Source organism: uncultured Sphingomonas sp., assembly GCF_936927845.1.
Lineage (GTDB): Bacteria > Pseudomonadota > Alphaproteobacteria > Sphingomonadales > Sphingomonadaceae > Sphingomonas.
This window is the reverse complement of the sequence record NZ_CAKZHV010000007.1, coordinates 1-25,460: the sequence shown is the minus strand read 5'-3', so window position 1 is coordinate 25,460 and position 25,460 is coordinate 1. Positions and strand designations below refer to the sequence as shown.

Genomic DNA, 25,460 nt, shown 5'->3' with positions numbered 1-25,460 from the left:
ATGCCGCCATGCTGATCGCGATCCCCGACGTGCTCGACCCCGCGGGCGTCGCGCGACTGCGCGGGGTGATCGATGCGGGCACCTGGGCCGACGGCAACGCGACCAGTGGGCCGCAGTCGGCGCTCGCCAAGCGCAACGAGCAATTGCCCGAGGACGATGCCGCCGCGCGCGAGGGTGGCGGACAGGTGCTCGACGCACTCGGCCGCTCGCCGTTGTTCGTCGCCGCCGCGCTGCCGCTCAAGGTCTTTCCGCCGCTGTTCAACCGCTATGCCGGCGGACAGGCGTTCGGTATGCACGTCGACAATGCCATCCGGATGCGGCGCGGCAGCGATTTCCGCCTCCGGTCCGATCTGTCGGCGACGCTGTTCCTCGCCGACCCCGACAGTTACGACGGCGGCGAGCTGGTGATCGAGGATCAGTTCGGTGAACAGCGCGTCAAGCTGCCAGCCGGGGACATGGTGCTCTATCCCGCCTCCAGCCTCCACCGCGTCGAACCGGTGACGCGTGGCACGCGCATCGCATCCTTCTTCTGGGTTCAATCGATGGTGCGCGACGATGCCGCGCGGCGCATCCTGTTCGAGCTCGACCAGAGCGTGCAGGCGGTCGCCGCCGACAAGGGGCAGGGTGACGCGACGGTGATCCGACTGACCGGGGTGTACCACAATCTACTGCGTCGCTGGGCAGACGCGTAAGCTGCGATTGACTTGCAATAGCCTGCGTGTCAGCGCGACGCGCAGGTCGGGGGACGAACAGCATGAACAAGCTCAAGTGGCGCAAGGCGTGGTTCCAGGTCCACAAATGGATCGGGCTGCTGCTGGCGGTGCTGATCATCCCGATCTCGCTAACCGGCGCCGCGCTCGTCTGGCACGACGCGCTCGACCGCGCGGTTCATCCGTCGCGTTACGCGATCAGCGGTCAGGCGCTCTTGCCGCTCGACCGCTACGTCGCCGCCGCCCGCACGCGGATGGCAGCCGATGGCCGCATCGCGAATCTCGTGCTGCCCGAGGATGGGCACGGCCCGGTCACCGTGACCGTCGCCACTGCGCCAGCCCCTGGCGCGAAGCCGCGCGGGGGACCGCCGCCGCGCACGATGATCTACCTCGACCCGCCGAGCGCGCGCGTGCTTGATGTGGCCGACAATCGCGCCGGGCTGGTGCGTATGATGCACGTGATCCACGGCAGCCTGATGGTGCCGGGCGTCGGCCGCAGCATTGTCGGCTGGATCGGCGTCGCGATGATGCTGTCGAGTTTCACGGGTCTGTGGCTGTGGTGGCCGACCGTGGGCCGCTGGGCGCGGGGCCTGCGCTGGCGTCGGCACCGCAACACCGACACCAATCTGCATTATCTGACCGGCTTCTGGGTCGCGTTGCCCTTGTTCATCCTGTCGCTGACGGGGGCGTGGATCAGCTTTCCCGCATTTTTCGGCGCGCTGGTGGGTGAGGGCGCGCGGGGGCCGGGTGGTCCGGGTGGTCCGGGTGGTAGCCGCGCCGCGATGATGCGCGCGCGTCCGCTCGAGCGACCCGCACTGCCGCTGGCGCGCGTGGTCGCGCTCGCCAAGCCGCTGGCGAGCGAGGCGCGGCTGCGCACGATCGTGTGGCCGACCGATCTGAAGGCCGACTGGACCGTCTCCTATGATACGCAGCCGATGCGCGTGGTGACGGTCGCCGACGACAGCGGCGTCGCCGCGCCCGAGCGCAGCCGAGAGGGGGTGAGCGTCGCACGCTGGATGCGGCGCATCCACGACGGCACCGACATGGGCTGGCTGTGGCAGGCGATCATCTTCGCGGGCGGTATCATCCCCGCGCTGCTCGGCGTCACAGGCATCATCATGTGGTGGCGCGCGCGCGGGTGGAAGGCGGAACTCGCCGCGCGCCAACGTGCGAAACGCGCCGGAGCAGAGCCCGCGAAGGCGTAGAGCGCGCCGCGGGCCAGCCGGCGCTTTCGCAATCGCGCCGCGGCGGCTATCGCGCGCAGCCATGACCGATCACACCCTGTCGCCCGCGCTCAAGGCCGAGACCCTGGTCGAGGCGCTGCCGTACCTGCAACGCTACGCCGGCAGGACCTTTGTCGTGAAATACGGCGGCCACGCGATGGGCGACCATCAGGCGCAGCGCGACTTCGCCGAGGACGTGGTGCTGTTGAAGGCGGTCGGGATCAACCCGGTGGTGGTCCACGGCGGCGGCCCGCAGATCGGCTCGATGCTGAAGCGACTGGGGGTCGAATCGCGCTTCGTCGATGGCCTGCGCGTCACCGACGCGGAAACCGCGCGGATCGCCGAAATGGTCCTCGCCGGCTCGATCAACAAGGAAATCGTCAGCTGGATCGGCCGCGCGGGCGGGCGGGCGGTCGGCATCTCGGGCAAGGACGCCGGGCTGGTTCAAGCGGAAAAGGTCGGCAGCAGCCGCGACGCCGATCCGCTGCAGGGGATCGAGCGCCACGTCGATCTGGGGTTCGTGGGCGAGCCGGTCGCGGTCGACCGCCGCATCATTGACACGCTGTCGGCCGACGGGATCATCCCGGTGATCGCGCCGATCGGCATCGGCGCGGACGGCCACACCTACAATATCAACGCCGACACGATGGCGGGCGCGATCGCCGCCGCGCTCGGCGCTTCGCGCTTCTTCCTGCTGACCGATGTCGCCGGCGTGCTCGACAAGCAGGGCGATCTCCTGACCGATCTCGACCCCGCGCAGGTCAAGGCGCTGCGCGACGACGGCACGATCAGCGGCGGCATGATTCCCAAGCTCGAAACCTGCGTCGCCGCGGTCGAGGCGGGCGTCGACGCCGCGGTGGTGCTGGACGGCCGCATCCGCCACGCCATGCTGCTCGAAATCTTCACGCGTCGCGGCGCGGGCACGCTGATCCGGCGCGGCGACGACGCCGAGAACTGACGCGGGGCAATGCAGACGCCGGGGGTCCGAGACGCAGGTACCCTGCCGTCCGGCGTCCCCCCACGACACCCCAACACGACGACGCGCGCGCAAGCGCACGTCTGTTCACGTCCTGAGCGAGCTCGTGACGGATGCGCAGGAGCTTGCGTTTTCAACTAATCCAGCTCGGGAGGCATCGCGCTGACCACGCGTGATTCAAGAATCGCGTCGTGCACAAAAAGCCATAGCCAAAAATTCCTTCCTCCCGAAGGGATACCTCGACAAGTGCGAGGTGCCTGTCTTTTGAGAAAACTGGACTAGTAAACGTCACAAAGGCAGAGTGGCCCTCATCATCTACATTCGGACCTATTTGTCCTGACCACCTGCAAGACGGTTTGAAAGTTTTGTCATCATAAACATCCTGCTGAGCGGCCAAGTCTGTCAATTCGTTTTCAGTGAGTTCCATACGAGCGCGGTAAGTCGGTTCGATCAGGCCGATCTTTACCAAGTCACGATTTGAGGCGCGGATATCTGGCGGATAAGCGGGCGCAGTCCGATTTACTGCGGTCGTGTAAGCAGCTTGCAGGACCGCGCACGTGCTAGGCGCCGATGCGAATGTGGTGACTGGCTCTTCGGGGGCTGACGGCTGTCCGATGGCACCCACCACCAATAGGCTCAAAGACCAGCCGTTCGTCATACGATGCCCCAACGAGATTGTCTGTGACGTGCCAAGGTTGCGCTACCAGATGACGATCGTCTCTGCATCCGAACGGTAGACTGGCTCTACTTAATGCGCACCTTTCGGCCTCCTCTTCCGCCATCGCCTCCGGAACCACCGTCCCGCGTCTCGCGTAGGGCGTTCCGTTCCACGTCCGCATCGGCTAGAACCCATGCCACCCGTTCGGAGATGAAGCCCCCGTGTTGACGCTGACCATCATTCAGATCCTCCAGGTCCTGCTCAACGTCGTGTGGTGGGTGATCATCATCCAGTTCGTGCTGTCGCTGCTGATCGCGTTCAATGTCATCAACACGTCGAGCCCGTTCATCCGCTCGCTCTACGACGGGCTCGATCGGCTGACCGACCCGCTGTACCGGCCGATCCGGCGTCGCTTGCCCAACACTGGCGGGATCGACTTCGCGCCGATGATCGTGCTGGTGCTGATGGCGATCGCGAACATCATTCTGAACAATGTCGGCACGAGCGTGATGGCGAGCGGCAACGCGATCTGACGCTGTTGCGGCCTGGCCGGCGCCGCAGCGCTGGCGAAGGCCGCCGCCGCACCCTAAGGAGGCGGGCATGAGCGCACGGATCATCGACGGTAAGGGATTCGCGGCCGGCCTGCGCGAGCGCGTCGCAGCCGAGGTGAAGCGGGTGGTCGCCGCGTGCGGCCGCAAGCCAGGATTGGCGGTGGTGCTGGTCGGCGAGGATCCCGCCTCGTCGGTCTACGTCCGCAGCAAGGGCAAGGCGACGCTCGCCGCCGGTATGGAAAGTAGCGAGCATCGGCTGCCCGCTGACGTTGGTGAGGAGGAGCTGATCGCGCTGGTCGATCGGTTGAACGCCGATCCCGCGGTCGACGGCATCCTGGTGCAACTGCCGCTGCCGCGCCACATCGACGAGCGCCGCGTGATCACCCGGATCGATCCAGACAAGGACGTCGACGGTTTCCACCCGGTCAACGCCGGACGCCTCGCGACCGGGCTGGCGGGGTTCGTGCCCTGCACCCCGCTCGGCTGCCTGATGCTGTTGAAGGATGTGCACCCGACGCTCGCGGGGCTCGACGCGGTGGTGATCGGTCGCTCGAACATCGTCGGCAAGCCGATGGGGCAGTTGCTGCTGGCGGAAAGCTGCACCGTCACGATGACGCATAGCCGCACGCGCGACCTCCCCGCCCATGTCCGCCGCGCCGATATTGTGGTCGCGGCGGTCGGCATCCCCGCGTTCGTCAAGGCCTACTGGATCAAGCCCGGCGCGAGCGTGATCGATGTCGGCATCAACCGCACCGATGCGGGTCTCGTCGGTGACGTCGATCCGGCCGCGGCCGAGGTCGCCGGCGCGATCACGCCGGTGCCGGGTGGGGTAGGCCCGATGACGATCGCGGTGCTGATGCGCAACACGCTCGTCTCCGCGGCCCGCCGCGAAGGCGTGACGCTGGACGACGATCTGTGAGGCCGCGATCGGGTCGGCGCGGCTGATGCTCGAACTGTTCGTCTCCTCGTTCGTCACCTTCTTCGTGGTGATCGACCCGCCGGGTTGCGCGCCGATCTTCGCCGGGCTGACCGCGGGCGCGACCGCGGCGCACCGGCGCGCGATGGCGGTACGCGCGGTGATCGTGTCGGCGATCATCCTGCTCGTCTTCGCGCTGGTCGGTGAACCGCTGCTCCACGGCCTCGGGATCGAGCTCGCGAGCTTTCGCATCGCGGGCGGCATCATGCTGTTCCTGATCGCGCTCGAGATGGTGTTCGAGAAACGCACCCAGCGGCGCGAGGATCGTGCCGCCAAGGTCCAGGCAACCTCAGAGGTCGAGGACGTGTCGATCTTCCCGATGGCGATGCCGATGATCGCGGGGCCGGGGTCGATCGCGACCGTGATGCTGCTGATGGCGCGCAACAACGGGTTCGAGCGTTCGGTGGTCGTCTTCGGCGCGCTGCTCGCCAATCTCGCGCTGATGCTCGTCGCGCTGCTGGCGGCGGGTCCGCTGATGCGCGTGGTGGGCGCGAAGATCGAGGCGGTGGTGACGCGTATCCTCGGCGTGCTGCTCGCCGCACTCGCGGTGCAGTTCGTGATCGACGGCGTGATGGAGCAGTTGCGCTAGCGGCGTCGCAGCCGGCCGGCGCAGGCGATCAGGCGATTGATCAGCCACCCGATGCCGGATGCGGCAGCGCCGATCACGATGGCGCCGGACAGGAACTTTACCGCGCCGCCGCCGCACGGGCCATCGACCCCTTTGCACGCCAATGCGCCGCCGACGAGGGTGACCAGCGCCCAGAGGCCCAGTGCCGGCAACGCGAGCACGACCGCGGCCATCACGCCCCAGTTGATCGACAATTGATCACGGTAGGCCATGCCCGCCCGCCTAGCTGATGCGGAAGGCGCGGAACGGCGACCGGGCCGGCAGCGGCACCGGATCGAGCCAGTCGAACGACTTGCCGTGCGCCAGTTGGTCGTAGAACCCGCCCTTCGCCTTGGCGCGGTAATTGGTCGATTCCGCCATGTTGGGGCACACGAGCAACAGCGTCGCGCCGTGCCGGCGCATGATCGCGCGTGCTTCGGCCGGCGAGCGGCTGAAGGCGTGCTGCACGTCGAGGATCGCGTCGCCGTTGCGGTGGTACGGGCCCGCGATCGCGTCATGGTGCGTCAGCGTGATGAGCCGCGGGCCCAGGTCGACGAAGGTGAACACCGTCTGCGCCGGGATCGCGTTCAGCGGCGCCATCGCCGGGATCGTCAGGCAGCGCCCCGTCGCGCGGTTGACGCGGGTGACATAAGCGTTGGGCCGATCGATCGGCAGGTAACGCACCGCCAGCGTCATGAACCAGCCCGAGACGAGGACATAGGCCATCGCCGCCGCAGCGAGCTTCGCCGGCCACCAGCGTGGGGAGGCGACCCACGGCAGCATCGCGACGGCGAGCGCGACCGCGCCCGGGACCGCCATCAACTGCGCGGCGGGCCCGGCGCGCGCCTGCCACAACAGCATGACGCAGGAAAAGGCGGTGAACAGCGCGACGCAGGTCCAGCCTAGCAAGGCGGGGGTCCGACGCGCGCGCCAGGTGGCAAACAGCGCGCCGATGAGGCCGATGATCGGCAGCGCGACGATCGGGGCGGCGCTGCGCAACGGGTGCCGGTAGATCGGCTTAGCCTCGCGGACATTGGCGAGCCAGCTGGAATAAAGTTCGGGCGAGACTTGCTCGGGCCGACCGAGGCATTGCGGAAAGGCAAGCGCGAAGAAGGCCGCGACGATGCCGCCCGCGACGAGCGCGGCGGCGATCCGTACCCCGCGGTGGCGCGGTGACCAGAAGGCGAGCGCGAGCAGCAGCGCCGCGGCGACCACGACGGTCGATAGATACACCGGGGTCAGCGCGTCGCACCGCATGACACGGTTGGCGTAGGAGGCGAAGCCAGCGAACCCCGCCGCGGTCCCGCCGCCGAGCGACAAGGCGTAGGCGGCGAGCCGCGCGCGCTCGGCCCGGTCCCACACCCAGCGCAAGCCGATGATCGCACCCGCCATCGCGGCATACGGCAACAGTTCAAGTCCGATCGATAGCGAATACGCGCTGGCGAGCCCGACGATCACGCCGCCGCGCGGCCCCTGAGGATCGCACAGTCCGGCCACCGTCAGGCACAGCATCGCAAGCTGCCAGCCGTGGTGATCGATCCGGTCGGGCATGTACATGCCGAGCGCGACGTTGGTGACGAGGACCACCGCGATCGCGATCGGCCAGGCGAGGGGGGACACCAGCCGCCGCACGGTCGCGCCGAGCCCCAGGAGCGCGAGCGACAAGGGCAGTAGCGGCGCGATGCCGCACGCCAGCCGCTCCGCCTCGGCCACGCCGGTGAAGGGGCGAAACAGCAGGATCAGCGCGGCGATCGGCAGGTCGACCAGCCGGCTCCAATGAATGTTAAAGCCCGCGGGCGGGTTCAGACGGTAATTGGTGAGGTCGAACCATCCCTGTCCGGCGAGAAGCGCACGCACCTGCATCAACCGCATGTTGTCGTCGGTGTCGCCGAGGCTGAGCCACTGGATCGCGGTCCAGCGCTGCCCGACGTACCAGGCCGCGATCATGATCCAGGTGATCAGCGTCAGATTGATCCAGCGGCGGTCGAGCGTGGCCGCAATACGGGGTGGAACTGCGCGGGGCAGGATGGTCAAAACGCTTCCTTCATGGCGCGCGAGCTAGTACGGCCGCCGCCGCGCTCCTGACGCGGGGCAGCGCAAAGGGCAAGATGGTGGCGGCGAGCGTTGATCGGTTGAACAATGGGGCAGACGGGCGCGGCGCGGGGTCACGCGAGGCGTTCTGGCAGCTCGTCCGCTTCGGTATCGCCGGCGGCATCTCGACGCTGATCTACTCCGCGGTCTATCTGCCGCTGACCGCGTGGGTGCTGCCGCGTGCCGAGGCCGTGTGGGCGGTGCCACCGTCGTTCCTGGTCGCGGTGACGTGCGGGTTCTTTCTCCACAGCCGCTGGAGCTTCAAAGGCCAGGGCGCGCACTCGTCGGGTCCGGCGCAGCAATTGAAGTTCGTCGGGGTGCAGGCGAGCGGCATGGCGTTGAACGCGCTGGTCACCTGGATCGGGACCGCGCATCTCGGGCTGGCGGCGTGGGTGCCGTTGTTGCCCGCGGTCGCGCTGGCGACGATCGTCACCTTTCTGCTCAACAAATATCTGGTGTTCGTCTGATGGATCGCCGCGTCTACGACCGCATGGCCGAGCATGATTCCACCCATTGGTGGTATCGCGCGCGTCGCGATATCCTGTCCGATTACATTACGCGCGAGGGGAAGCTGCCCAGTGTTGCGCGCATTCTGGAAATCGGCTGCGGCACCGGACACAATTTGCCGATGCTGTCGCAGTTCGGCGAAGTCGACGCGATCGAGATCGATCCCGCGGCACGCGCCATTGCTAGCGCCCGGCTTGGTCGCCCTGTGGGCGACGCGCCGCTGCCGGTGCTGCCCGGCGTCGAGCGGGGCAAATACGATATGATCGCGGTGCTCGACGTGGTGGAGCATATCGCCGACGACGTGGGTGCATTGAAAGCGATGCGCGCGTGCCTGGCACCCGGCGGCAAGATCCTGATCGCGGTTCCGGCACATCAATGGATGTGGAGCGCGCACGACGTGGTGAACCACCACGAGCGGCGTTATTCGAAGAGAACGCTCACCGCGGCGATCCGTGCGGCCGGGTTGCGGCCGCGCAAGCTCGGTTACTTCAACTCGATCCTGTTTCCGCTCGCGGCGGCGGCACGGATCGCCGGGCGGCTGACCGGCCGCGACGACAGCGACGATTCACCGCCCGCCGCACCGGTCAACGCGCTGTTCGAGCGCATCTTCCGTGTCGAGCGACACCTGGTCGGGCGCCTCCCGATGCCGATCGGCGTGTCGATCCTATGCTTCGCCGAGCCGGTCTGACCTGATCGGCGCGCTGCGCAATCCTGCCCTCAGCCGCTTCTTTCGAAGCAGGCGAGAATAGGGGCGGTGAAGCGCACCCTTGCACCACGCGGGTGAAGCGGCCACGGCGCGGCGCATGTCCGATACGCTTCCGCCGCCGCCCGCCGACCTGCTGCGTAACGCCAGCCTGTTTCTCGATTTCGACGGTACCTTGGTCGAGATCGCCGCGACGCCCGACGCGGTTCACGTTTCGGAATTGCTGCGCCAACTGCTGCGTGACCTGTACGCGCGCATGGATGGGCGCGTCGCGATCATCAGTGGGCGTTCGGTGGCGGAGATCGCCGCGCTGCTCGACCCGGTCCGTCTGCCCGTCGCGGGCAGCCACGGTCTGGAAATCGCCGCTGCGGGCGAGGCGCCGCTAGTTCCCCAGCGAACCGCGGGCATCGACGCGGCACTCGACGCGCTGCACGATTTTGCCGCCGACCGCCCTGGTGTGCTGGTCGAGGACAAACCATTCGGGGTCGGGCTGCATTACCGCCAGGCGCCGGCTGCGGAGGCGGACGCGCGCGATCTCGCCGCGCGACTGGCCGACGAGCACGACCTCCACCTGCAACTCGGCAAAATGGTCGCCGAGCTGCGGTTGCCGGGCGCCGACAAGGGCAGTGCATTGAAAACACTGATGGCGGAACCCGCACGTGCCTCCACGCGTCCTGTGTTCATGGGGGATGACGTAACCGACGAGGCGGCGTTTGCCGCCGCACGTGAGCTTGGCGGAGCAGGTATCCTGATCGGCCCGGCGCGTGACACCCACGCCTGTTTTCGACTGGACGACGTAGCAGCCGCACTCGGCTGGCTACGTCACGCGGCGGAGGCGCTGGCATGAGCGATCTTGATCTCTGGCCGATCGGCAACTGCCAGGTCAGCGCGCTGGTCGATCGTGCCGGGCGCTTCGTCTGGGCGTGCGTGCCGCGCGTGGATGGCGACCCGTTGTTTTCGGCGCTGCTCGGCGGAGAGGCACCGGAGACGGGGTTCTGGGAGATCGGAGTCGAAGATTCGGTTTCGGTCGAGCAGCATTTTGTCCGCAACACCCCCGTGCTCGTGTCGCGCCACACCGACAAGCACGGCGGCGTGATCGAGGTAACCGACTTCTGCCCGCGCTACATTCGCAATGGGCGCACCTATCGACCCGTCGCGTTCGCGCGGATCGTCAAGCCGATCTCGGGTAGCCCCCGGCTCAAGATGCGGTTGCGCCCAACCTGCGGCTGGGGCGGCACCTGCCGCGAGCAGGTGGGCGGATCGAACCACGTCCGCTTCCTGCTGGATGCGCTGGCGATGCGGCTGACCACCGACGCGCCGATTGGCATGGTGCAGCAGGAACGCTCATTCCGGGTCGAACGACCGCTGCATTTCTTCCTTGGCCCCGACGAGAGTTTCGCGGGTGATTTCGCCAGCACGCTCGACCTGATGCTCCACGACACGGTCGCGGAATGGCAGCAATGGGTGCGCGGGCTCGCCGTGCCGCTCGAATGGCAGGAGGTGGTGATCCGCTGCGCGATCACGCTGAAACTGTGCCAGCACGAGGAGACGGGCGCGATCGTCGCCGCGCTGACCACGTCCGTCCCTGAACACGCCGGATCGGAGCGGAACTGGGACTATCGCTACTGCTGGATCCGCGACGCTTATTACACCGTGCAGGCGCTCAATCGGCTCGGCGCGCTCGACGTGCTGGAAGGATATCTCGGCTATCTGCGCAACATCGTCGACGCGGCGGGTGACGGCGACGACGACGGTCACATCCAGCCGCTCTACGGCGTGCTGGGCGAGCCGCACCTGCCCGAGCGCGTCGCGCCGCTGCTGCCGGGATACCGCGGCATGGGACCGGTGCGCGTCGGCAACCAGGCGGCTGAACAGATCCAGCATGACGCTTATGGTCAGATCGTCTTGTGCAGCGCGCACGCGTTCTTTGACCACCGCCTGTTCCGCCCGGCCGACGCGGCCGATTTCGAGCGGCTGGAGCATGTCGGCGAGCGCGCCTGGAAATTCTACGATCAGCCCGATGCGGGACTTTGGGAGCTGCGCACACGCCAGAGCGTCCACACCTATTCTTCCGCGATGTGCTGGGCGGCGTGCGACCGGTTGGCGAACGCCGCCGAGCGACTGGGGCTGGAGAACCGACGCGCCTTGTGGTCGGAGCGCGCCGACACGATCCGCGACGTGATCGAGCGTTCGGCGTGGCGCGAGGACACGCGACGAATGTCGGCGACCTTCACGGGTGACGACCTCGATGCCAGCGTGCTGCAACTGCTCGACCTGCGCTTCTTCGCCGCCGATGACCCGCGCTTCGTCGATACGCTGACCGCGATCGAGAAGGGATTGCGGCGGGGCTCGACGATGCTGCGCTACGACACCGAGGACGATTTTGGCCTGCCCGAAACCGCGTTCAACGTGTGCACCTTCTGGCTGATCGAGGCGCTGTTCCTGACCGGGCGCCACGACGAGGCGCGCAGCCTGTTCGAGGAGATGCTGTCGCGTTGCACCGCGGCGGGGTTGTTGTCGGAGGACATCGACCCCACCAGCGGCGAATTGTGGGGCAATTATCCGCAAACCTACTCGCTGGTCGGCATGATCAACTGCGCGGGAATGCTCAGCAAACCGTGGAGTGCCATTCGATGAGCCGAACCAACGACGGCCGCCTGATCGTGATCTCCAACCGCGTCAGTGCGCCCAAGGGATCGACCTCGGGCGCGCATGGCGGACTCGCGGTCGCGCTCGCCGCGGCGCTGCGGGAGAATGGCGGCATCTGGTTCGGCTGGTCGGGCGAGGTGACCGATCATTATACCGGGCAGATCGATTTCCAGCGCAACCAGGGCGTGACCACCGCGGTGGTCGACCTGGAGGAACAGGACGTCGAGGAATATTACGAGGGCTATGCCAATCGGACGTTGTGGCCGCTGTTCCACTATCGCATCGACCTGGCCGAATATGAGCGCGACTTCGCGGGTGGTTACCAGCGTACCAACGAACGCTTCGCCAACACCGTCCGCCCGCTGATCGAGCCCGACGACCTGATCTGGATTCAGGATTATCACATGTTCCCGCTCGGCGCCGAACTGCGCAAGCTGGGATGCCAGAACCGGATCGGCTTCTTTCTCCACATCCCCTGGCCGCCGAGGCGCCTACTCGGCACGTTGCCGGGCGCGAAAGCGCTGGTCAAATCGATGTTCGATTACGACCTGCTCGGTTTCCATACGCAGGAGTGGCTCGACTCCTTTTGCGACTTCGCGATCCACGACATGGGCGCGACCGTCGAGGGCGATCTGATCCGGTTGGGCGATCGCTGCGTGCGACTGCTCGCCGATCCGATCGGGATCGATGCCAAGGAATTCGCCGAAGCATCCGCAGGCGTCCAGGCGCGGCTCGCGTTTCGGCGGATGCGCGATTCCGCCGACGGGCGCGACATGATCGTGGGGGTCGACCGGCTCGATTATTCCAAGGGCCTGGAGGAGCGCTTTTCGGGCTACGAACGTTTCCTGATCGAGCATCCGGAGGAGCGCAAGGAAGTGTTCCTCCTTCAGATCGCGCCGCCCAGCCGCGTGTCTGTGGAAACGTATCGCCGCATCCGCAACTCGCTTGAAGGGCTCGCCGGGCGGATCAACGGTGAATATGCCGACGTCGACTGGGTACCGATCCGCTACGTCAACCAAGGCTATTCTCGCGACGTGCTGGCGGGCATCTACCGTGCGGCGAAGATCGGATTGGTCACGCCCTTGCGCGATGGAATGAACCTGGTCGCCAAGGAATATGTCGCGGCGCAGAACCCGGAAGATCCCGGCGTACTGATCCTGTCGAAATTCGCCGGCGCGGCCGAGCAGATGGCCGACGCGTTGCTGATCAACCCGTATAGCGCCGAGGAAATATCCGACGCGATCCACCAAGCGTTGCGCATGCCGCGCGAGGAACGGATCGCGCGCTGGCAGGCGTTGATGGAAGGCGTGCAGAAAGAGGACGTGACTTGGTGGGCGTCGCGCTTTCTCACGTCGCTCCGGCAGGCGCGTCCATTGCTGGCGGACCCGGCCTGATCGAGGGCGCGGTCGCGGCATCGGCGAGTGACACGTCGGCGCGGCGGCGTAGAATTGCCTCGGGCATCTCGCGCTTGATGTAGTCGAGCAACGCTTCACGCACGTCGCAGCGCAGGTCGAATGCGTTGCTCGCGTCCTTCGCGGTCATCAATCCGCGCAGTTCGATTGCGCCATCGGGCTTGGAATCGGTGACCTGCAAGTTCCAGAAACGGCCGTCCCACCGCGGGTTACGCGTCACAATCGCGCCGAGTTCCTCACGCAACCGACCGATGTCGGCCGCGGGATCGACATACCAGAAGACGCTGCCGAGTAATTTCGCCGACTGGCGGGTCCAGTTCTGGAAGCTGTCTTCCAGGAACTTCGACACCGGCACGACCAGACGGCGATCATCCCACACGCGAATGATGACGTAGGTCAACCGGATTTCCTCGACCCGGCCCCATTCGCCTTCGACGATCACCACGTCGTCAAGCCGGATCGGTTCGGTAAATGCCATCTGCACACCTGCGATCAGATTCTTCAGAGCGGGCTGCGCGGCAGCGCCGACCGCAATGCCCGCGACGCCTGCCGATGCTGCAAGCGTTACGCCAAGTGTTCGGACGCTCGGAATGCTCATCAGCATCATGCAGATGGTCACGAGCACGATGACGAAGGCGCCGATGCGTTGCAGGATGCCTAGCCGCGTCCGACGGCGCCGCGCGCGCAGATTATCTTCGACGCTGATGTCGGCGCGCCTGGACAGCACGTCGACGACGTTGCCGAGCGTCACCACCGCGAACCAGCCCATTAAGCCGGGAATGACGAGACCGGCAGCGCGCGCCCATAACGTCGCCTGCGCCCGCGTCAGCCCCAGCGCAGGCTGCACCAGCGCCAGCGCAACGGCGACCAGGATCCAGCGCGCCAGCCCGCGGGTACGCGCGATGATTGCGGCGCTGCCCTCCCGTTCGGTTCGCTTGGCCGTGCGCTCAACCAGCCCGAAGACTAACGTGTGGATCAGCAGCGCGGTGAGCACCGCCGCGGCGACGATGCCCAGATCGACGATCCAGTCGGGAACGTCTCGCATCGGTAAGTCGCGCAGAAATCGCGCCATGATCACTCCTCATGCCGTGACGTGGAGGAACGGTGACCGGCGGCGGCGTGTTCCTGCATCCAAGGGGCAAGGCGATGAGGGGTGTCCCGCGCGCGGCGTGGAGCGTTAGATTACGTACCGCCTCGGGCGCGATCAGCGCGGTCGTCAGCAATACGATTATGATTACGCGTCGGCGCCGTTGTAACGAGTCGTCAACACTGGTGCCGTTGGCGCACCCCCGCGCCGCATTTTAGAGTGCGGCGGTGGCGGGTCGCGCTGGCTTTGGTACACGCAACGGCGCGCCAAGCTGCGTTACTGCGACCGTGCCGCGTTGTCGTGGTTGCGGCTCCCATCTGTCCGAGCCGCAGTCGGCGGGTTCGGGAGGGCGACAAAAAAGAGCGCGGAGAGCAGCGCTTCCCGCAAGCGGTCAGCCATGGAGTCGGACGGCGTCCGCGCTGACCAGCCGGGCGATCTGCGGCAGGATGTTGGCAACGGCGAACTCATGCAGCGCGGCCGAGCGCGAGGTGCACGCGTTCTCCACCACCACGACGTCGTAGCTCAGCTCCCACGCTGAACGAGCGGTTGATTCAACGCCGAAATTGGTGGCGATCCCCGCCAGCACGAGTGTGCGCACACCGCGCCGCCGCAGGTGCAGGTCGAGATCGGTACCGGTGAACGCACCCCAGTGATGCTTGAGCACGACGATGTCGCCCTCGTGATAAGTCCGTCGACCAGCGTCTCAAATCCGGCCGGGGAAGTCTCGGGCAGGGTGGAGTTATCGACCTTTCGGCTGGGCGCGTTGCCTGGCGCGAAGGCAACATGGACGAGGATGACGGGCGCGCCGGCAGCGCGAAACCGGTCGGCAAGTGACTTGGCAGTCTCGACCACCTGCTCGCCGGAGCGCGGGCCCTTGTCGCCGGCAACGATCCCGTGCTGGAGGTCGATCAGGACAAGTGCGCTGCTGCGGGGGTCGAGTTGCATGACGCTCCGAACCGGCGGCACCGGGCAGTGTTCCGGTGCAAGCTCCAGTGCGGGCCGGTCGAACCGGTCCAGGTTGCAGCGGTTTCAGGCACGTTGCACGCGCCGCATCATTTAGAAGCGGCAGCGCTGCGGTTTGGTACACACAATGACGGCGCGGGAGTGAAGCTTGCGCCGTCGAACGTGACGCTCGATGAGCCACGTCGCCCGCTCCCGCTAACCGGCGCGTCGCCTCGACGACGCGCCGTGCACCGGCCTTTACCAGATCTTCACGCGGTCCTGCGGTGCGAGATACAGCTTGTCGCCCGGCTTCACGTTGAATGCGGTGTACCAGGCATCGACGTTGCGCACGACGCCGTTGACGCGGTTGTACGGCGGCGAGTGCGGGTCGGTGAGCAGGCGGCTGCGCAGCGCATCCTCGCGGACCTTCGATTGCCAGGCTTGCGCGTAGGCGAGGAAGAAACGCTGGTCGCCGGTCAGTCCGCCGATCACCGGCGCCTTGCCGTGCGTCTGCTGGTACTTCTGATATGCGCTGTACGCCGCCTCGACGCCGCCCAGATCGCCGATGTTCTCGCCGAGCGTCAGTGCGCCCTTCACGTGCGTGCCGGGGATCGGCTCGTAAGCGTCATACTGGCTGACGAGCACGCCGGTCCGCTTGGTAAAGGCCGCACGCGTTTCGGGCGTCCACCAATTTTCGAACTTGCCGGTCGGGCCGAACTGGCTGCCCTGATCGTCGAAGCCGTGACCCATTTCATGGCCGATCACCGCGCCGATCGCGCCGTAATTGACCGCGGCATCCGCCTTGGGATCGAAATACGGCGGTTGCAGGATCGCCGCGGGGAAGGTGATCTGGTTCGACAGCGGGTTGTAATAAGCGTTCACCATCTGCGGGGTCATTTCCCACAGCGTGCGATCGACCGGTTTGCCAAGCCGCGACAGATCGAGCTGGTGCTGGAATTCGCCCGCGCGGATGTTGTTGCCCAGCGGATCGCCGCGCACGACCTTCATCGCCGAATAGTCGATATATTTGACCGGATGGCCGACGCGCGGGTCGAACGCCGCCAGCTTGGCGAGTGCGGCCTGCTTGGTCTTCGCGTCCATCCAGGTGTTGCCGGAAATACGCTCCTGGTAACCGGCGCGCAGATTGCCGATCAGTTCGGCCATCTTTGCCTCGGACTCGGGCGGATAGTGGCGCTTGACGTAGACCTCGCCGACCGCCTCGCCCATCGCGCCGTTGACCAGCGCGATGCCACGCTTCCAGCGCGCGCGCTGTTCCTGCTGGCCCGACAGGGTGCGCCCATAGAAGTCGAAGCTCGCGGTATCGAACGCCTTTGGCAGCACCGAGGCGTTGTTGCTGGCGAAGCGGAACTTCATCCAGTCCTGCCACGTCGACACTGGCGTCGCGGCGTAGATCTTGCCAAGCGCGATGAGCGCGGTTGACGTGCCCATGATAACGACGGGAAATTGCTGGTAGCCTGCGGTGCGCAGCATCAGCGGCCAGTCGAACTCGGGTGCGAGTGCCGTGCGCTGCGCCGCATCCATCGGCTTGATCATCGCCTGCAGATCGCGCTGCTGGACCGGGGTCCATTGCACCTTCGCCATCGCGGTTTCGAGCGCGACGATGCGGTCGGCGCGAGCCGAGGCGTCGACGACGCCCGACAGCGTCAGGATGCGCTCGACATATTGGCGATAGGCGCCGCGGTACGCGTCATACTTCTGGCCGGGCAGCAGGTAATAATCCTGCGGCATGCCGAGCGAACCCTGGCTGGCGATCGCGATATATTGCGTCGGATCACCCGGGTTCGGCATCTGTCCGATCTCGACCGGCGAGGCATAGCCGACGCTGGCGAACAGCGTCTGGAGCTTGGTCTTGTCGTTCGCGGCGTCGATCTTGGCGAAGTAGGGCTTGAGCGGCGTCGTGCCGGCACGCTCGATCGCGGCCTCGTCCATGAAGCTGCCGTACAGATCACCGATCTGCTTGCCACCGGCGCCAACGGAAGCGGGATCGCGCGCCGCATCGGTCAGGATGTCGCGCACCTGACCCTCGGCCTCGTCGGCAAGCGTGACCATGTAGCCGGCGGAGGTGCGGTCGGCGGCGATCTGCGTGCGCTTGTCCCAATTGCCGTTCGCAAAGGTCCAGAAATCGTCGCCCGGCTTCACCGACGTGTCCTCGGCGGTCAGATCGACGCCGAAGGTGCCGTAGCGCGGACCCGTCTTGGCGGTGACGGCGCTGGCAGTGGCAGGTGCGGCCGTTTGCGCGAGCGCCGGTGCGGCAATGGCCAGCGCGGCGACCCCAAGCGAGAGACGCGCGAATACAGAGACTTGCATATGATCCCCTTCCCCAACAGTGTATCACTGACTTACGACAGTGATATAACCGATGCAACTACATCGTGCTACGCGCCGACGCGGTTGGCGACGAGGTCGTCGACCACCGCGGGGTCGGCGAGCGTCGAGGTGTCGCCCAGCGACGCGGTGTCTCCTTCAGCGATCTTGCGCAGGATTCGGCGCATGATCTTGCCCGAGCGCGTCTTGGGCAGGCCCGGCGCGAATTGCAGCGCATCGGGTGTGGCGATCGGACCGATCTCCTTCCTGACCCATGCCTTCAACTCGGCAGCGAGCGCATCGGACGGCTCCACCCCGGCCTTCAAGGTCACGTAGGCGTAGATACCCTGACCCTTGACGTCATGCGGCATGCCGACGACCGCGGCCTCGGCTACAGACGAGTTGAGCACCAATGCGCTCTCGACCTCGGCGGTGCCCATGCGATGCCCGGACACGTTGATGACGTCGTCGACGCGGCCGGTGATCCAGTAATAGCCGTCCTCGTCGCGCCGACAGCCATCGCCGGTGAAATACTTGCCGGGGTAGGTGGTGAAATAGGTCTGGAAGAAGCGGTCGTGGTCACCCCACACGGTACGCATCTGCCCGGGCCAGGACGCGGTGATGCACAGATTGCCGCTGGTGGCACCCTCCAGCACCGTGCCCTGCTCGTCGACCAATTGCGGCTGGACGCCGGGCAGCGGTTTGGTTGCGGAGCCGGGTTTCAGGTCGGTCGCGCCGGGCAGGGGCGCGATCATCGCGCCGCCGGTTTCGGTCTGCCACCAGGTGTCGATGATAGGGCTGCGGCCTTCGCCGACGACGTCGTGGTACCAGCGCCATGCCTCGGGGTTGATCGGCTCGCCGACCGTGCCGAGCAAATTGAGCGAGGCGCGGCTGGTCGCCTTTACCGGCGCGTCGCCTTCCTTCATCAGCGCGCGCAGCGCCGTGGGTGCGGTGAAGAGCGTGTGGACGTGGTGGCGGTCAACCACCTGCCAGATGCGGCTCGCGTCGGGCCAGGTCGGCAGCCCCTCATACATGAGCGTCGTCGCGCCGTTCGCGAGCGGACCGTAGACGATGTACGTGTGCCCGGTGACCCAGCCGATATCGGCCGCGCACCAATAGACGTTCGGCGCGCGGTAATCGAACACCAGCCCGTGGGTATAGGCTGCCCACAACAGATATCCGCCGGTGGAGTGCAGCACGCCCTTTGGCTTGCCGGTCGAACCCGAGGTGTAGAGAATGAATAGCGGGTCCTCGGCCGCCATCGGCTCTGGCGCGCAATCGTCCGACACGTCGGCGACTGCCTCGTGGTACCAGACATCGCGATCGCCGATCGGCACCTCTCCGCCGGTCGCGCGGACGACGAGCACGCGCTCCAGCGTCGGCGCACTCGCCGCCGCGGCGTCGACGTTTGCCTTGAGCGGGATCGTCTTGCCGCCGCGCCGGCCCTCGTCGGCGGTGATGACGATCCTCGACCCGCAATCCTCAATCCGGCCGGCGAGCGCGTCGGGGGAGAAGCCACCGAACACGACCGAGTGGATCGCGCCGATCCGCGCGCAGGCGAGCAGCGCGAACGCGGCCTCGGGGATCATCGGCAGGTAGATGGTGACGCGGTCGCCTTCCGCGACGCCCTGCGCCTTCAACACATTGGCGAAGCGGCAGACCTCGCGGTGCAGCTCGGCGTAGGTAAAGCGGCGCGGCTCCTCGGTCGGAACATCGGGTTCCCAGATGATCGCGACTTGGTCGGCGCGTTCGGCAAGGTGGCGGTCGATGCAATTGACGCTAGCGTTGAGCGACCCGTCGGCGAACCAGCGGATACGGAAGTCGTCGGCGTCGAACGACCAGTCGCCGGCCTGGGTTGGCGGCGTCATCCATTCGAGTTGTTGTGCTTGTTCCAGCCAGAAGGCGTCGGGCTCGGCGACGCTGCGGCCGTACACTTCCTCGTAGCCGGCGGCATCAACACGCGCCTCGCGCGCCCATTGCGCGGGAACGGGGAACAGGTCGGTCTCGGACACGCGCAGGGTTCCTTTCCTTGGTCGCGGGCTGCATGCGCCGCACGATCGCGCGGGGCAAGTATCGTGGCCGCTCGGCCGTGATCAGTAGCGTCTCGTTAGCGAAATGGTAACGTTTGGGTGGGTAAGGCGCGAAGCGCCATGCAACCGATCTCGATCCTGTCCGCCGACGAAGCCGCCGCTCGCGATCCGCGTACCAGCGTGATGCTGAGCGCCGAGGTGGTGCGCAGCGAGAGTTCGGCACCGACGCAGCACCGCGTGCTGAACGTGTCGGTATCGGGCGTGTGCATCGCCAAGCCGGTCGGGCTGGTCGCGGACATGCCGGTGATGGTCTCGCTTGGCCGGGTCGATCACGTCGGCGCACGTGTCAAATGGGTGCGCGGCGACCGTGCGGGGCTGCGCTTCGACGAAGCCATCGACCTCGACGCCGCGCGGCAACGCCGGCCGGGCAATAGCGCGCCGCCGCCGCCTACCTCGGGTTGGATGGCCGCGGCGAACGAGCGTTTCCGGCGTCAGATCACGCTATAGGGCACGACACGCCGTGTCGCCGGATCGACGCGGATCGCGCGGTCGGTCGGCGGGAAGGCACGCTGGTCGCAATCGCTGCGCGGGCACAGCCGGCACGAGATGCCGATCGGCGTCGGCGTTCCCGACAGCCCGTGCGACACGCCCCCCTGCCATATCCCGAGAGCGTCGGCGTAGACGAAGTCGGCGGCGTGCATCGCTTCGCATCCCAGCACGACCGCGTAGCGCCGGGGGGCGCGCGCGAAGCGGCCGGACGGCTTCACCAGCCCCTTCGCCATCGACACGTAGCGGACGCCGTCGGGTGTCTCGGCATGCTGGACGAGGATGCGGTCGGGGATCGCTGCCGCTTCGTGGACGTGCCACAGCGGACATGCGCCGCCGAAGCGCGCGAACTGTAGCCGTGTCGCCGAGTGCCGCTTGGTGATGTTGCCCGCCATGTCAACGCGGCAGAAGTAGAAGGGGATGCCCTCCGCGCCTGGGCGCTGCAGCGTCGAGAGGCGGTGACACGCTTGTTCAAAGCTGACGCCGAAGCGCCTGGAGAGCCGGTCGATGTCGTGGCGCACCGCCTTCGCCTCGGCACGGAATGCGGCGTAGGGCATGACCAGCGCACCCGCGGCGTAGTTGGCGAGGCCGATGCTCAGCAGCCGCCGTGCCTCGTCGTGCGCGAGCGGCGCTGCGGCGACGATCTCCGCGATCGGCGCGGCGAAGGCGAGCGCGGCGAGGCGGTGCGCGACGAGGAAACGCCGCGTCTCCGGCGGGGTCGCGGCGGCAAGCGTCAGCATGCGGCCATCGAAGCGCGCGAGCGGGGCTGCGTCGTCTGGGTCGAGCGCCACCGCCACGCCGTGGTCGGCGAGGCGCTGGTCGAGCGCGCCGCCGCTCGCGAGCGCCTCCGCCGCGCGGTCGAGCACGTCGACGTAATTGCCCGCGTCGTGGAACCAGTCGCGCACCGCCTCCCACGGCAACCGCGCGCCGGTGCCGGTCAGCCCGGCGCTGGTGATCATCGCTTCCTCGGCGAGCGCGGCACGTTCCTCGGCGGCGCGCTTGGCGGCGTGGAGCGCGACGAAGCGGTCGGCGAGGTCGGGGCGCTCCTCCGCCAGCCGCGCGATGCTCTCCGCGTCGAGCGGCGCGACCGCCGGGTCGGCGAGTGCGGCGGCGAGCGCGGAGTGGCGGCGCGCGGGTACCTCGCCCTCGATCCCGGCGAGTGCCGAGGGGAAATGCCGCGCCAGCGCCGCGCTGACCGCCGCGGTCAGCGGACGCTCGCCGCTCTCCAGCTGCGACAGATAGCTGACCGATAGTCCCAGCTTCACTGCCATTGCGCGCTGATTGAGTCCGGCGGCGCGGCGCAGCGCGCGCAAGGTATCGCCGGCGTAGAGGCGGGAGCGGGGCATGCCGCTCGCGCCTAGTTTGCAACGTGACCGTTCGCAACTTCGCAACTTCACATTTGCGCGCGCAGTCGCGAGGGCGCAGGAGGACAGGCACAGGAGATCAGGATGTCATCGACGCTCGCCGAACTCGAGAAGAAGCGCGCCGCGGCGAAGCTGGGCGGCGGGCAGAAACGCATCGACGCGCAGCACGCCAAAGGCAAGCTGACCGCGCGTGAGCGGCTCGACGTACTCCTGGACGAGGGTTCGTTCGAAGAGCTCGACATGTACGTCGAGCACAATTGCGTCGATTTCGGCATGCCCGAGCAGGTGATCCCGGGCGATGGCGTGGTGACCGGATCGGGGACGATCAACGGCCGGCTGGTGTTCGTCTTCTCTCAGGATTTCACCGTGTTCGGCGGCTCCCTGTCGGAGCGTCACGCGCAGAAGATCTGCAAGATCATGGATATGGCGATGAAGGTCGGCGCGCCCGTCATTGGGTTGAACGACTCAGGCGGCGCACGCATCCAGGAGGGTGTCGCCTCCCTCGGCGGCTATGCCGAGGTGTTCCAGCGCAACGTGCTGGCGAGCGGCGTGGTGCCGCAGATCAGCCTGATCATGGGGCCGTGCGCGGGCGGCGCGGTCTATTCGCCCGCGATGACCGACTTCATCTTCATGGTGAAGGATTCGTCCTACATGTTCGTGACCGGCCCCGACGTGGTGAAGACCGTCACCAACGAGGTGGTGACGCAGGAGGCGCTCGGCGGGGCGGTCACGCACACCACCAAGACGAGCGTCGCCGACAATGCGTTCGACGACGACATCGAGGTGTTGCTCGCCACGCGCGACTTTTTCGACTTCCTGCCTGGATCGAACCGCCAGCCGGTGCCCGAGCGGCCGAGCGACGATCCGTGGGACCGCGTGGAGCCCAGCCTCGACACGCTGATCCCCGCGTCCGCCAACCAGCCGTACGACATGCACGAGCTGATCCGGAAAACGGTGGACGAAGGCGACTTCTTCGAGATCCAGCCGGGGCATGCCGCCAACATCATCTGTGGCTTTGGCCGGGTCGAGGGGCGTACGGTCGGCGTCGTCGCGAACCAGCCCATGGTGCTCGCCGGCGTGCTCGATATCAATTCGTCGAAGAAGGCGGCGCGGTTCGTCCGCTTCTGCGACGCGTTCGATATCCCGATCATCACCTTCGTCGACGTGCCCGGCTTCCTGCCCGGAACGAGCCAAGAGCATAACGGTATCATCAAGCATGGCGCGAAGCTGCTGTTTGCCTATGCGGAGGCGACCGTGCCCAAGATTACGGTCATCACGCGCAAGGCATACGGTGGCGCCTATGACGTGATGGCCTCGAAGCACCTGCGCGGTGACCTGAACTACGCCTGGCCGACCGCGGAGATTGCGGTGATGGGCGCGAAGGGCGCGGTGGAAATCATCTTCCGCGGCCGCACGCCGGAGGAGATCGCGCAGCGCACCGCCGAGTATGAGGCGCGCTTCGCCAACCCGTTCGTCGCCGCCTCGAAGGGGTTCATCGACGAGGTGATCATGCCCCACTCCACCCGCCGCCGCATCGCGCTGGGCCTGCGCAAGCTCCGCGGCAAGGCGCTGGAGAACCCGTGGAAGAAGCATGACAACATCCCGTTGTGATGCGACTGCGTGCACATTATCATGTCCATGATAAAGGAGATGTGATGTGCAGACCGAACGCGTGACTTTCCTCACTACCCCCGACCACAAGGCCGCGCTCGACGCTTATGCTGCCTCGAACGGCAAGTCGGTTGGTCACGTGGTGCGCGAGGCGACGAGCCAGTATATCGCGCAGCCTGCCGGTGAAACGTCGGCCGGCGAAGACGCGGAGTTGGCGGCGCTGGTCGCGGAAGCGAATGCGGCGATCCCGCAGATACGTGCTTCCATCGACCGGATGATCGACGCGCTCGACGCCTCGCACCGCAAGGTCGATGCGTTCCTGCGCGAGGCAGGGGTGCGCGCGTGAGTGCGATCAGCGACGCGTTGGCCGCAATCCGTCAGCTTATCCTGATGCAGCAGCGGATGGATCAGCTCGATGGGCGGATCACGCAACTGGTGGCGGATGTCGACGGGCTGACCGACGCGCTGTCAAACATGCGTGACCGCGTCAGTCGCTTGGAAGGCATTATCGAGGGCGCAGCGTTGGCAGCGCGACAGCGGAGGATCGAGGAATGAGCGGCATGGCGCTGGGACGGCTCAATCACGTCGGGGTCGCGACGCCGTCGATCGAGCGGTCGGTCGCGACCTATCGCACGCTGCTGGGCGCGGAGGCGATCGGCGAGCCTTTCGACCTGCCCACGCAGGGCGTGCGCGTGTGCTTCGTCGACGCGCCCAACACGCAGATCGAGTTGATCGAGCCGTTTGACGAGCAATCTCCCATCGCGGGGTTCCTCAGGAAGAACCCGGCCGGCGGGCAGCATCACGTCTGTTTCGAGGTGCCCGACATCCACGCCGCGGTCGCGCACCTGAAGGCGGAAGGCGCGACCGTGCTCGGCGAGCCGCGGCTCGGCGCGCATGGCACGCCGATCGTGTTCGTTCACCCGAAGGATTTCGGCGGATTGCTGGTCGAGTTGATGGAAGCGCCGGCAGGCGACCACTGAAATTTATAAGCGGGAGAGGTGCCATGACCGATTACCAGACGATTATCGCCGAGAAGAAGGGCGACGTGCTCGTGCTCACGCTCAACCGGCCTGATCGGTTGAACGCCGCCTCGATCGACCTCGCGCAGGAACTCACCGAGGCGCTGTACGACCTGCAGGGCGCGCGCGCGGTGCTGCTGACGGGCGCGGGACGGGCGTTCTGTTCGGGTGCCGATTTGCAGGCGCGCGGCGGCGAGAGCGCGGTCAGGGGCGGCAACGTCAGCCACCGCGCGCTGATGAACTTCTACAATCCGCTGATGAGCCAGCTGCTTCATCTACCCGTGCCGGTCGTCACCGCGGTCAACGGCCCCGCGGCGGGGGTCGGTTGCTCGATGGCGCTCGCGGGCGACTTCGTGCTCGCGGGCAAGAGCGCCTATTTCCTGCAAGCGTTCGTCAACATCGGGCTGGTGCCCGACGGCGGATCGACCTGGCTGCTCGCGCGTGCGATCGGCAAGGCACGCGCGACGCAGATGATGATGCTGGGCGAGCGGATCGGCGCGGATCAGGCCGCCGACTGGGGGCTGATCTACCGCGCGGTCGAGGATGCGCAGTTGATGGATGAGGCGCTGGCGCTTGCGAACCGGCTCGCCGCCGGGCCGACGGTGGCGCTCGCCGCGATGCGCCGCAACATCATGACCGCGCTCGACGGCTCGTTCGACCAGACGCTGCGCGCCGAGGCCGAGGGGCAGCGCGCTGCGGGCAATTCGCAGGACGCGCGCGAGGGCGCGAAGAGCTTCATCGAGAAGCGCAAGCCCGCCTTCACCGGCGCGTGACCCGATCATCCGAGTAGAGTGATATGACTGATCCCATCATGGAGCAGAACACCGGCGAGGACGCGGGCAGCGCGCCCAGCCCCGCGGCCATGCCGACCGAGGTCGCGGCGCCCCCGCCCGCGCCGACGCTCGACACTTGGGCAAAGGCCGCGGCGAAGGAAGTCAAGGGCCGCGACCTGACGTGGGACACGCCCGAGGGGATTGCGGTCAAGCCGCTCTACACCGCGCAGGACGTGGAAGGGTGGGAGCCGGGACTGCCCGGTTTCGCGCCGTTCACCCGCGGGGTGCGCGCGTCGATGTATGCCGGGCGGCCGTGGACGATCCGGCAGTACGCCGGCTTCTCGACCGCGGAGGCGTCCAACGCTTTCTATCACCGCAATCTGAAGGCGGGGCAGAAGGGGCTTTCGGTCGCGTTCGATCTGGCGACGCACCGCGGTTACGACAGCGACCACCCGCGCGTGACCGGCGACGTCGGCAAGGCAGGCGTCGCGATCGACAGTGTCGAGGACATGAAGATCCTGTTCGACGGCATTCCGCTCGACCAGATGAGCGTCAGCATGACGATGAACGGCGCGGTGATCCCGATTCTCGCCTTCTTCATCGTCGCGGGTGAGGAGCAGGGGGTTGAGCGGCGGCTGCTCGACGGGACGATCCAGAACGACATCCTCAAGGAGTTCATGGTCCGCAACACCTACATCTA

Annotated in this window: 25 protein-coding genes and 1 pseudogene; 18 read left to right on the top strand and 8 right to left on the bottom strand. The window is 66.9% G+C overall.

The genetic code is table 11. The annotated features are described in order from the left end of the window. The first annotated feature begins 8 nt into the window (after positions 1-8). From Q0579_RS01920 to Q0579_RS01895, 6 genes are all read left to right on the top strand, one after another. A complete protein-coding gene (locus Q0579_RS01920; RefSeq protein WP_298808560.1) occupies positions 9-692 on the top strand; it encodes a Fe2+-dependent dioxygenase in 684 nt (227 codons plus the stop codon). 62 nt (positions 693-754) lie between these two features. Beyond that, positions 755-1,915, top strand: a complete 1,161-nt coding sequence (locus tag Q0579_RS01915) for a PepSY-associated TM helix domain-containing protein (RefSeq protein WP_298808559.1) — start codon at positions 755-757, stop codon at positions 1,913-1,915. 61 nt (positions 1,916-1,976) lie between these two features. Then, a complete protein-coding gene (gene argB, locus Q0579_RS01910) occupies positions 1,977-2,891 on the top strand; it encodes an acetylglutamate kinase (RefSeq protein WP_298808558.1) in 915 nt (304 codons plus the stop codon). Positions 2,892-3,788: 897 nt separating this feature from the next. Further along, positions 3,789-4,100, top strand: coding sequence for a YggT family protein (locus Q0579_RS01905; RefSeq protein WP_298808557.1), 312 nt, complete (start codon positions 3,789-3,791; stop codon positions 4,098-4,100). A 67-nt stretch (positions 4,101-4,167) separates the two neighbouring features. Further along, complete coding sequence (folD, locus tag Q0579_RS01900; protein ID WP_298808556.1) at positions 4,168-5,037, top strand: bifunctional methylenetetrahydrofolate dehydrogenase/methenyltetrahydrofolate cyclohydrolase FolD; 870 nt, start codon at positions 4,168-4,170, stop codon at positions 5,035-5,037. Between the two features lie 25 nt (positions 5,038-5,062). After that, positions 5,063-5,683 (top strand): MarC family protein, encoded by a 621-nt coding sequence (locus Q0579_RS01895; protein ID WP_298808554.1) that lies wholly within the window; start codon positions 5,063-5,065, stop codon positions 5,681-5,683. On the opposite strand, the gene Q0579_RS01890 is transcribed toward Q0579_RS01895, so the two are convergent. Continuing rightward, positions 5,680-5,934, bottom strand: a complete 255-nt coding sequence (locus tag Q0579_RS01890; protein ID WP_298808553.1) for a hypothetical protein — start codon at positions 5,932-5,934, stop codon at positions 5,680-5,682. The genes Q0579_RS01895 and Q0579_RS01890 overlap by 4 nt on opposite strands. Positions 5,935-5,944: 10 nt before the next feature. Continuing rightward, on the bottom strand, positions 5,945-7,735 hold the full coding sequence (locus tag Q0579_RS01885; RefSeq protein ID WP_298808551.1) for an AcrB/AcrD/AcrF family protein: 1,791 nt from the start codon (positions 7,733-7,735) through the stop codon (positions 5,945-5,947). 98 nt (positions 7,736-7,833) lie between these two features. Between Q0579_RS01885 and Q0579_RS01880 the strand changes: the two genes are divergently transcribed. The 5 genes from Q0579_RS01880 (at position 7,834) to Q0579_RS01860 (ending at position 13,045) form a co-directional block, all read left to right on the top strand. Then, positions 7,834-8,259 (top strand): GtrA family protein, encoded by a 426-nt coding sequence (locus Q0579_RS01880; protein ID WP_298808612.1) that lies wholly within the window; start codon positions 7,834-7,836, stop codon positions 8,257-8,259. Next, positions 8,259-8,987, top strand: coding sequence for a class I SAM-dependent methyltransferase (locus Q0579_RS01875; protein WP_298808550.1), 729 nt, complete (start codon positions 8,259-8,261; stop codon positions 8,985-8,987). The genes Q0579_RS01880 and Q0579_RS01875 overlap by 1 nt, the downstream gene beginning before the upstream one ends. A 115-nt stretch (positions 8,988-9,102) precedes the next feature. Further along, a complete protein-coding gene (gene otsB / locus Q0579_RS01870) occupies positions 9,103-9,849 on the top strand; it encodes a trehalose-phosphatase (RefSeq protein ID WP_298808549.1) in 747 nt (248 codons plus the stop codon). Then, positions 9,846-11,639: a glycoside hydrolase family 15 protein gene (locus tag Q0579_RS01865; RefSeq protein ID WP_298808548.1), complete on the top strand. Its 1,794-nt coding sequence runs from the start codon at positions 9,846-9,848 to the stop codon at positions 11,637-11,639. Before otsB ends, Q0579_RS01865 begins: the two co-directional genes overlap by 4 nt. Beyond that, positions 11,636-13,045, top strand: a complete 1,410-nt coding sequence (locus Q0579_RS01860) for a trehalose-6-phosphate synthase (protein ID WP_298808547.1) — start codon at positions 11,636-11,638, stop codon at positions 13,043-13,045. Before Q0579_RS01865 ends, Q0579_RS01860 begins: the two co-directional genes overlap by 4 nt. Here the strand turns inward: Q0579_RS01860 and Q0579_RS01855 are convergent. The 5 genes and pseudogenes from Q0579_RS01855 to acs all read right to left on the bottom strand — a co-directional run bounded on the left by Q0579_RS01855 (position 12,999) and on the right by acs (position 19,429). Continuing rightward, the gene (locus Q0579_RS01855; RefSeq protein WP_298808546.1) at positions 12,999-14,135 is read right to left on the bottom strand and encodes a mechanosensitive ion channel domain-containing protein; all 1,137 of its coding nucleotides are present in this window, start codon (positions 14,133-14,135) and stop codon (positions 12,999-13,001) included. The two genes, Q0579_RS01860 and Q0579_RS01855, sit on opposite strands and share 47 nt — an antisense overlap. A 406-nt stretch (positions 14,136-14,541) precedes the next feature. Then, complete coding sequence (locus Q0579_RS01850; protein ID WP_298808544.1) at positions 14,542-14,814, bottom strand: isochorismatase family protein; 273 nt, start codon at positions 14,812-14,814, stop codon at positions 14,542-14,544. A 152-nt stretch (positions 14,815-14,966) separates the two neighbouring features. Continuing rightward, positions 14,967-15,095 (bottom strand): annotated as a pseudogene (locus Q0579_RS01845) (hydrolase); the annotation flags it as partial. A 255-nt stretch (positions 15,096-15,350) separates the two neighbouring features. Next, entirely contained in the window at positions 15,351-17,420 is a 2,070-nt protein-coding gene (locus tag Q0579_RS01840; protein WP_298808542.1) for a M13-type metalloendopeptidase, read from the bottom strand. A gap of 68 nt (positions 17,421-17,488) precedes the next feature. Further along, positions 17,489-19,429, bottom strand: coding sequence for an acetate--CoA ligase (gene acs / locus Q0579_RS01835; protein WP_298808540.1), 1,941 nt, complete (start codon positions 19,427-19,429; stop codon positions 17,489-17,491). A 138-nt stretch (positions 19,430-19,567) separates the two neighbouring features. On the opposite strand from acs, the gene Q0579_RS01830 reads away from it, so the two are divergent. Further along, positions 19,568-19,954 carry a PilZ domain-containing protein gene (locus tag Q0579_RS01830; RefSeq protein ID WP_298808538.1) on the top strand — a complete coding sequence of 129 codons (387 nt, stop codon included), beginning with the start codon at positions 19,568-19,570 and terminating at the stop codon, positions 19,952-19,954. On the opposite strand, the gene Q0579_RS01825 is transcribed toward Q0579_RS01830, so the two are convergent. Next, a complete protein-coding gene (locus Q0579_RS01825) occupies positions 19,939-21,339 on the bottom strand; it encodes a helix-turn-helix transcriptional regulator (RefSeq protein ID WP_298808537.1) in 1,401 nt (466 codons plus the stop codon). The two genes, Q0579_RS01830 and Q0579_RS01825, sit on opposite strands and share 16 nt — an antisense overlap. Before the next feature lie 102 nt (positions 21,340-21,441). Between Q0579_RS01825 and Q0579_RS01820 the strand changes: the two genes are divergently transcribed. From Q0579_RS01820 to Q0579_RS01795, 6 genes are all read left to right on the top strand, one after another. Then, entirely contained in the window at positions 21,442-22,968 is a 1,527-nt protein-coding gene (locus Q0579_RS01820; protein ID WP_298808535.1) for an acyl-CoA carboxylase subunit beta, read from the top strand. Between the two features lie 46 nt (positions 22,969-23,014). Further along, positions 23,015-23,314: a hypothetical protein gene (locus Q0579_RS01815; RefSeq protein WP_298808533.1), complete on the top strand. Its 300-nt coding sequence runs from the start codon at positions 23,015-23,017 to the stop codon at positions 23,312-23,314. After that, positions 23,311-23,523, top strand: coding sequence for a hypothetical protein (locus tag Q0579_RS01810; RefSeq protein WP_298808532.1), 213 nt, complete (start codon positions 23,311-23,313; stop codon positions 23,521-23,523). The genes Q0579_RS01815 and Q0579_RS01810 overlap by 4 nt, the downstream gene beginning before the upstream one ends. Positions 23,524-23,528: 5 nt before the next feature. Next, positions 23,529-23,948 (top strand): methylmalonyl-CoA epimerase, encoded by a 420-nt coding sequence (gene mce, locus Q0579_RS01805; protein WP_298808610.1) that lies wholly within the window; start codon positions 23,529-23,531, stop codon positions 23,946-23,948. A 23-nt stretch (positions 23,949-23,971) separates the two neighbouring features. Continuing rightward, on the top strand, positions 23,972-24,760 hold the full coding sequence (locus Q0579_RS01800; protein WP_298808531.1) for an enoyl-CoA hydratase-related protein: 789 nt from the start codon (positions 23,972-23,974) through the stop codon (positions 24,758-24,760). 89 nt (positions 24,761-24,849) lie between these two features. Beyond that, positions 24,850-25,460 (top strand): methylmalonyl-CoA mutase family protein (locus Q0579_RS01795; protein ID WP_298808607.1); only part of this gene is annotated, 611 nt, incomplete at its 3' end.

What these genes read in the sequence shown, in the direction of transcription:
- Q0579_RS01920 (WP_298808560.1), top strand. Translation starts at nt 9, where the DNA reads ATGCTGATCGCGATCCCCGACGTGCTCGACCCCGCGGGCGTCGCGCGA.
- Q0579_RS01915 (WP_298808559.1), top strand. Translation starts at nt 755, where the DNA reads ATGAACAAGCTCAAGTGGCGCAAGGCGTGGTTCCAGGTCCACAAATGG.
- argB (WP_298808558.1), top strand. Translation starts at nt 1,977, where the DNA reads ATGACCGATCACACCCTGTCGCCCGCGCTCAAGGCCGAGACCCTGGTC.
- folD (WP_298808556.1), top strand. Translation starts at nt 4,168, where the DNA reads ATGAGCGCACGGATCATCGACGGTAAGGGATTCGCGGCCGGCCTGCGC.
- Q0579_RS01895 (WP_298808554.1), top strand. Translation starts at nt 5,063, where the DNA reads ATGCTCGAACTGTTCGTCTCCTCGTTCGTCACCTTCTTCGTGGTGATC.
- Q0579_RS01890 (WP_298808553.1), bottom strand. Translation starts at nt 5,934, where the DNA reads ATGGCCTACCGTGATCAATTGTCGATCAACTGGGGCGTGATGGCCGCG.
- Q0579_RS01875 (WP_298808550.1), top strand. Translation starts at nt 8,259, where the DNA reads ATGGATCGCCGCGTCTACGACCGCATGGCCGAGCATGATTCCACCCAT.
- otsB (WP_298808549.1), top strand. Translation starts at nt 9,103, where the DNA reads ATGTCCGATACGCTTCCGCCGCCGCCCGCCGACCTGCTGCGTAACGCC.
- Q0579_RS01865 (WP_298808548.1), top strand. Translation starts at nt 9,846, where the DNA reads ATGAGCGATCTTGATCTCTGGCCGATCGGCAACTGCCAGGTCAGCGCG.
- Q0579_RS01860 (WP_298808547.1), top strand. Translation starts at nt 11,636, where the DNA reads ATGAGCCGAACCAACGACGGCCGCCTGATCGTGATCTCCAACCGCGTC.
- Q0579_RS01855 (WP_298808546.1), bottom strand. Translation starts at nt 14,135, where the DNA reads ATGGCGCGATTTCTGCGCGACTTACCGATGCGAGACGTTCCCGACTGG.
- Q0579_RS01840 (WP_298808542.1), bottom strand. Translation starts at nt 17,420, where the DNA reads ATGCAAGTCTCTGTATTCGCGCGTCTCTCGCTTGGGGTCGCCGCGCTG.
- Q0579_RS01830 (WP_298808538.1), top strand. Translation starts at nt 19,568, where the DNA reads ATGCAACCGATCTCGATCCTGTCCGCCGACGAAGCCGCCGCTCGCGAT.
- Q0579_RS01825 (WP_298808537.1), bottom strand. Translation starts at nt 21,339, where the DNA reads ATGCCCCGCTCCCGCCTCTACGCCGGCGATACCTTGCGCGCGCTGCGC.
- Q0579_RS01820 (WP_298808535.1), top strand. Translation starts at nt 21,442, where the DNA reads ATGTCATCGACGCTCGCCGAACTCGAGAAGAAGCGCGCCGCGGCGAAG.
- mce (WP_298808610.1), top strand. Translation starts at nt 23,529, where the DNA reads ATGGCGCTGGGACGGCTCAATCACGTCGGGGTCGCGACGCCGTCGATC.
- Q0579_RS01800 (WP_298808531.1), top strand. Translation starts at nt 23,972, where the DNA reads ATGACCGATTACCAGACGATTATCGCCGAGAAGAAGGGCGACGTGCTC.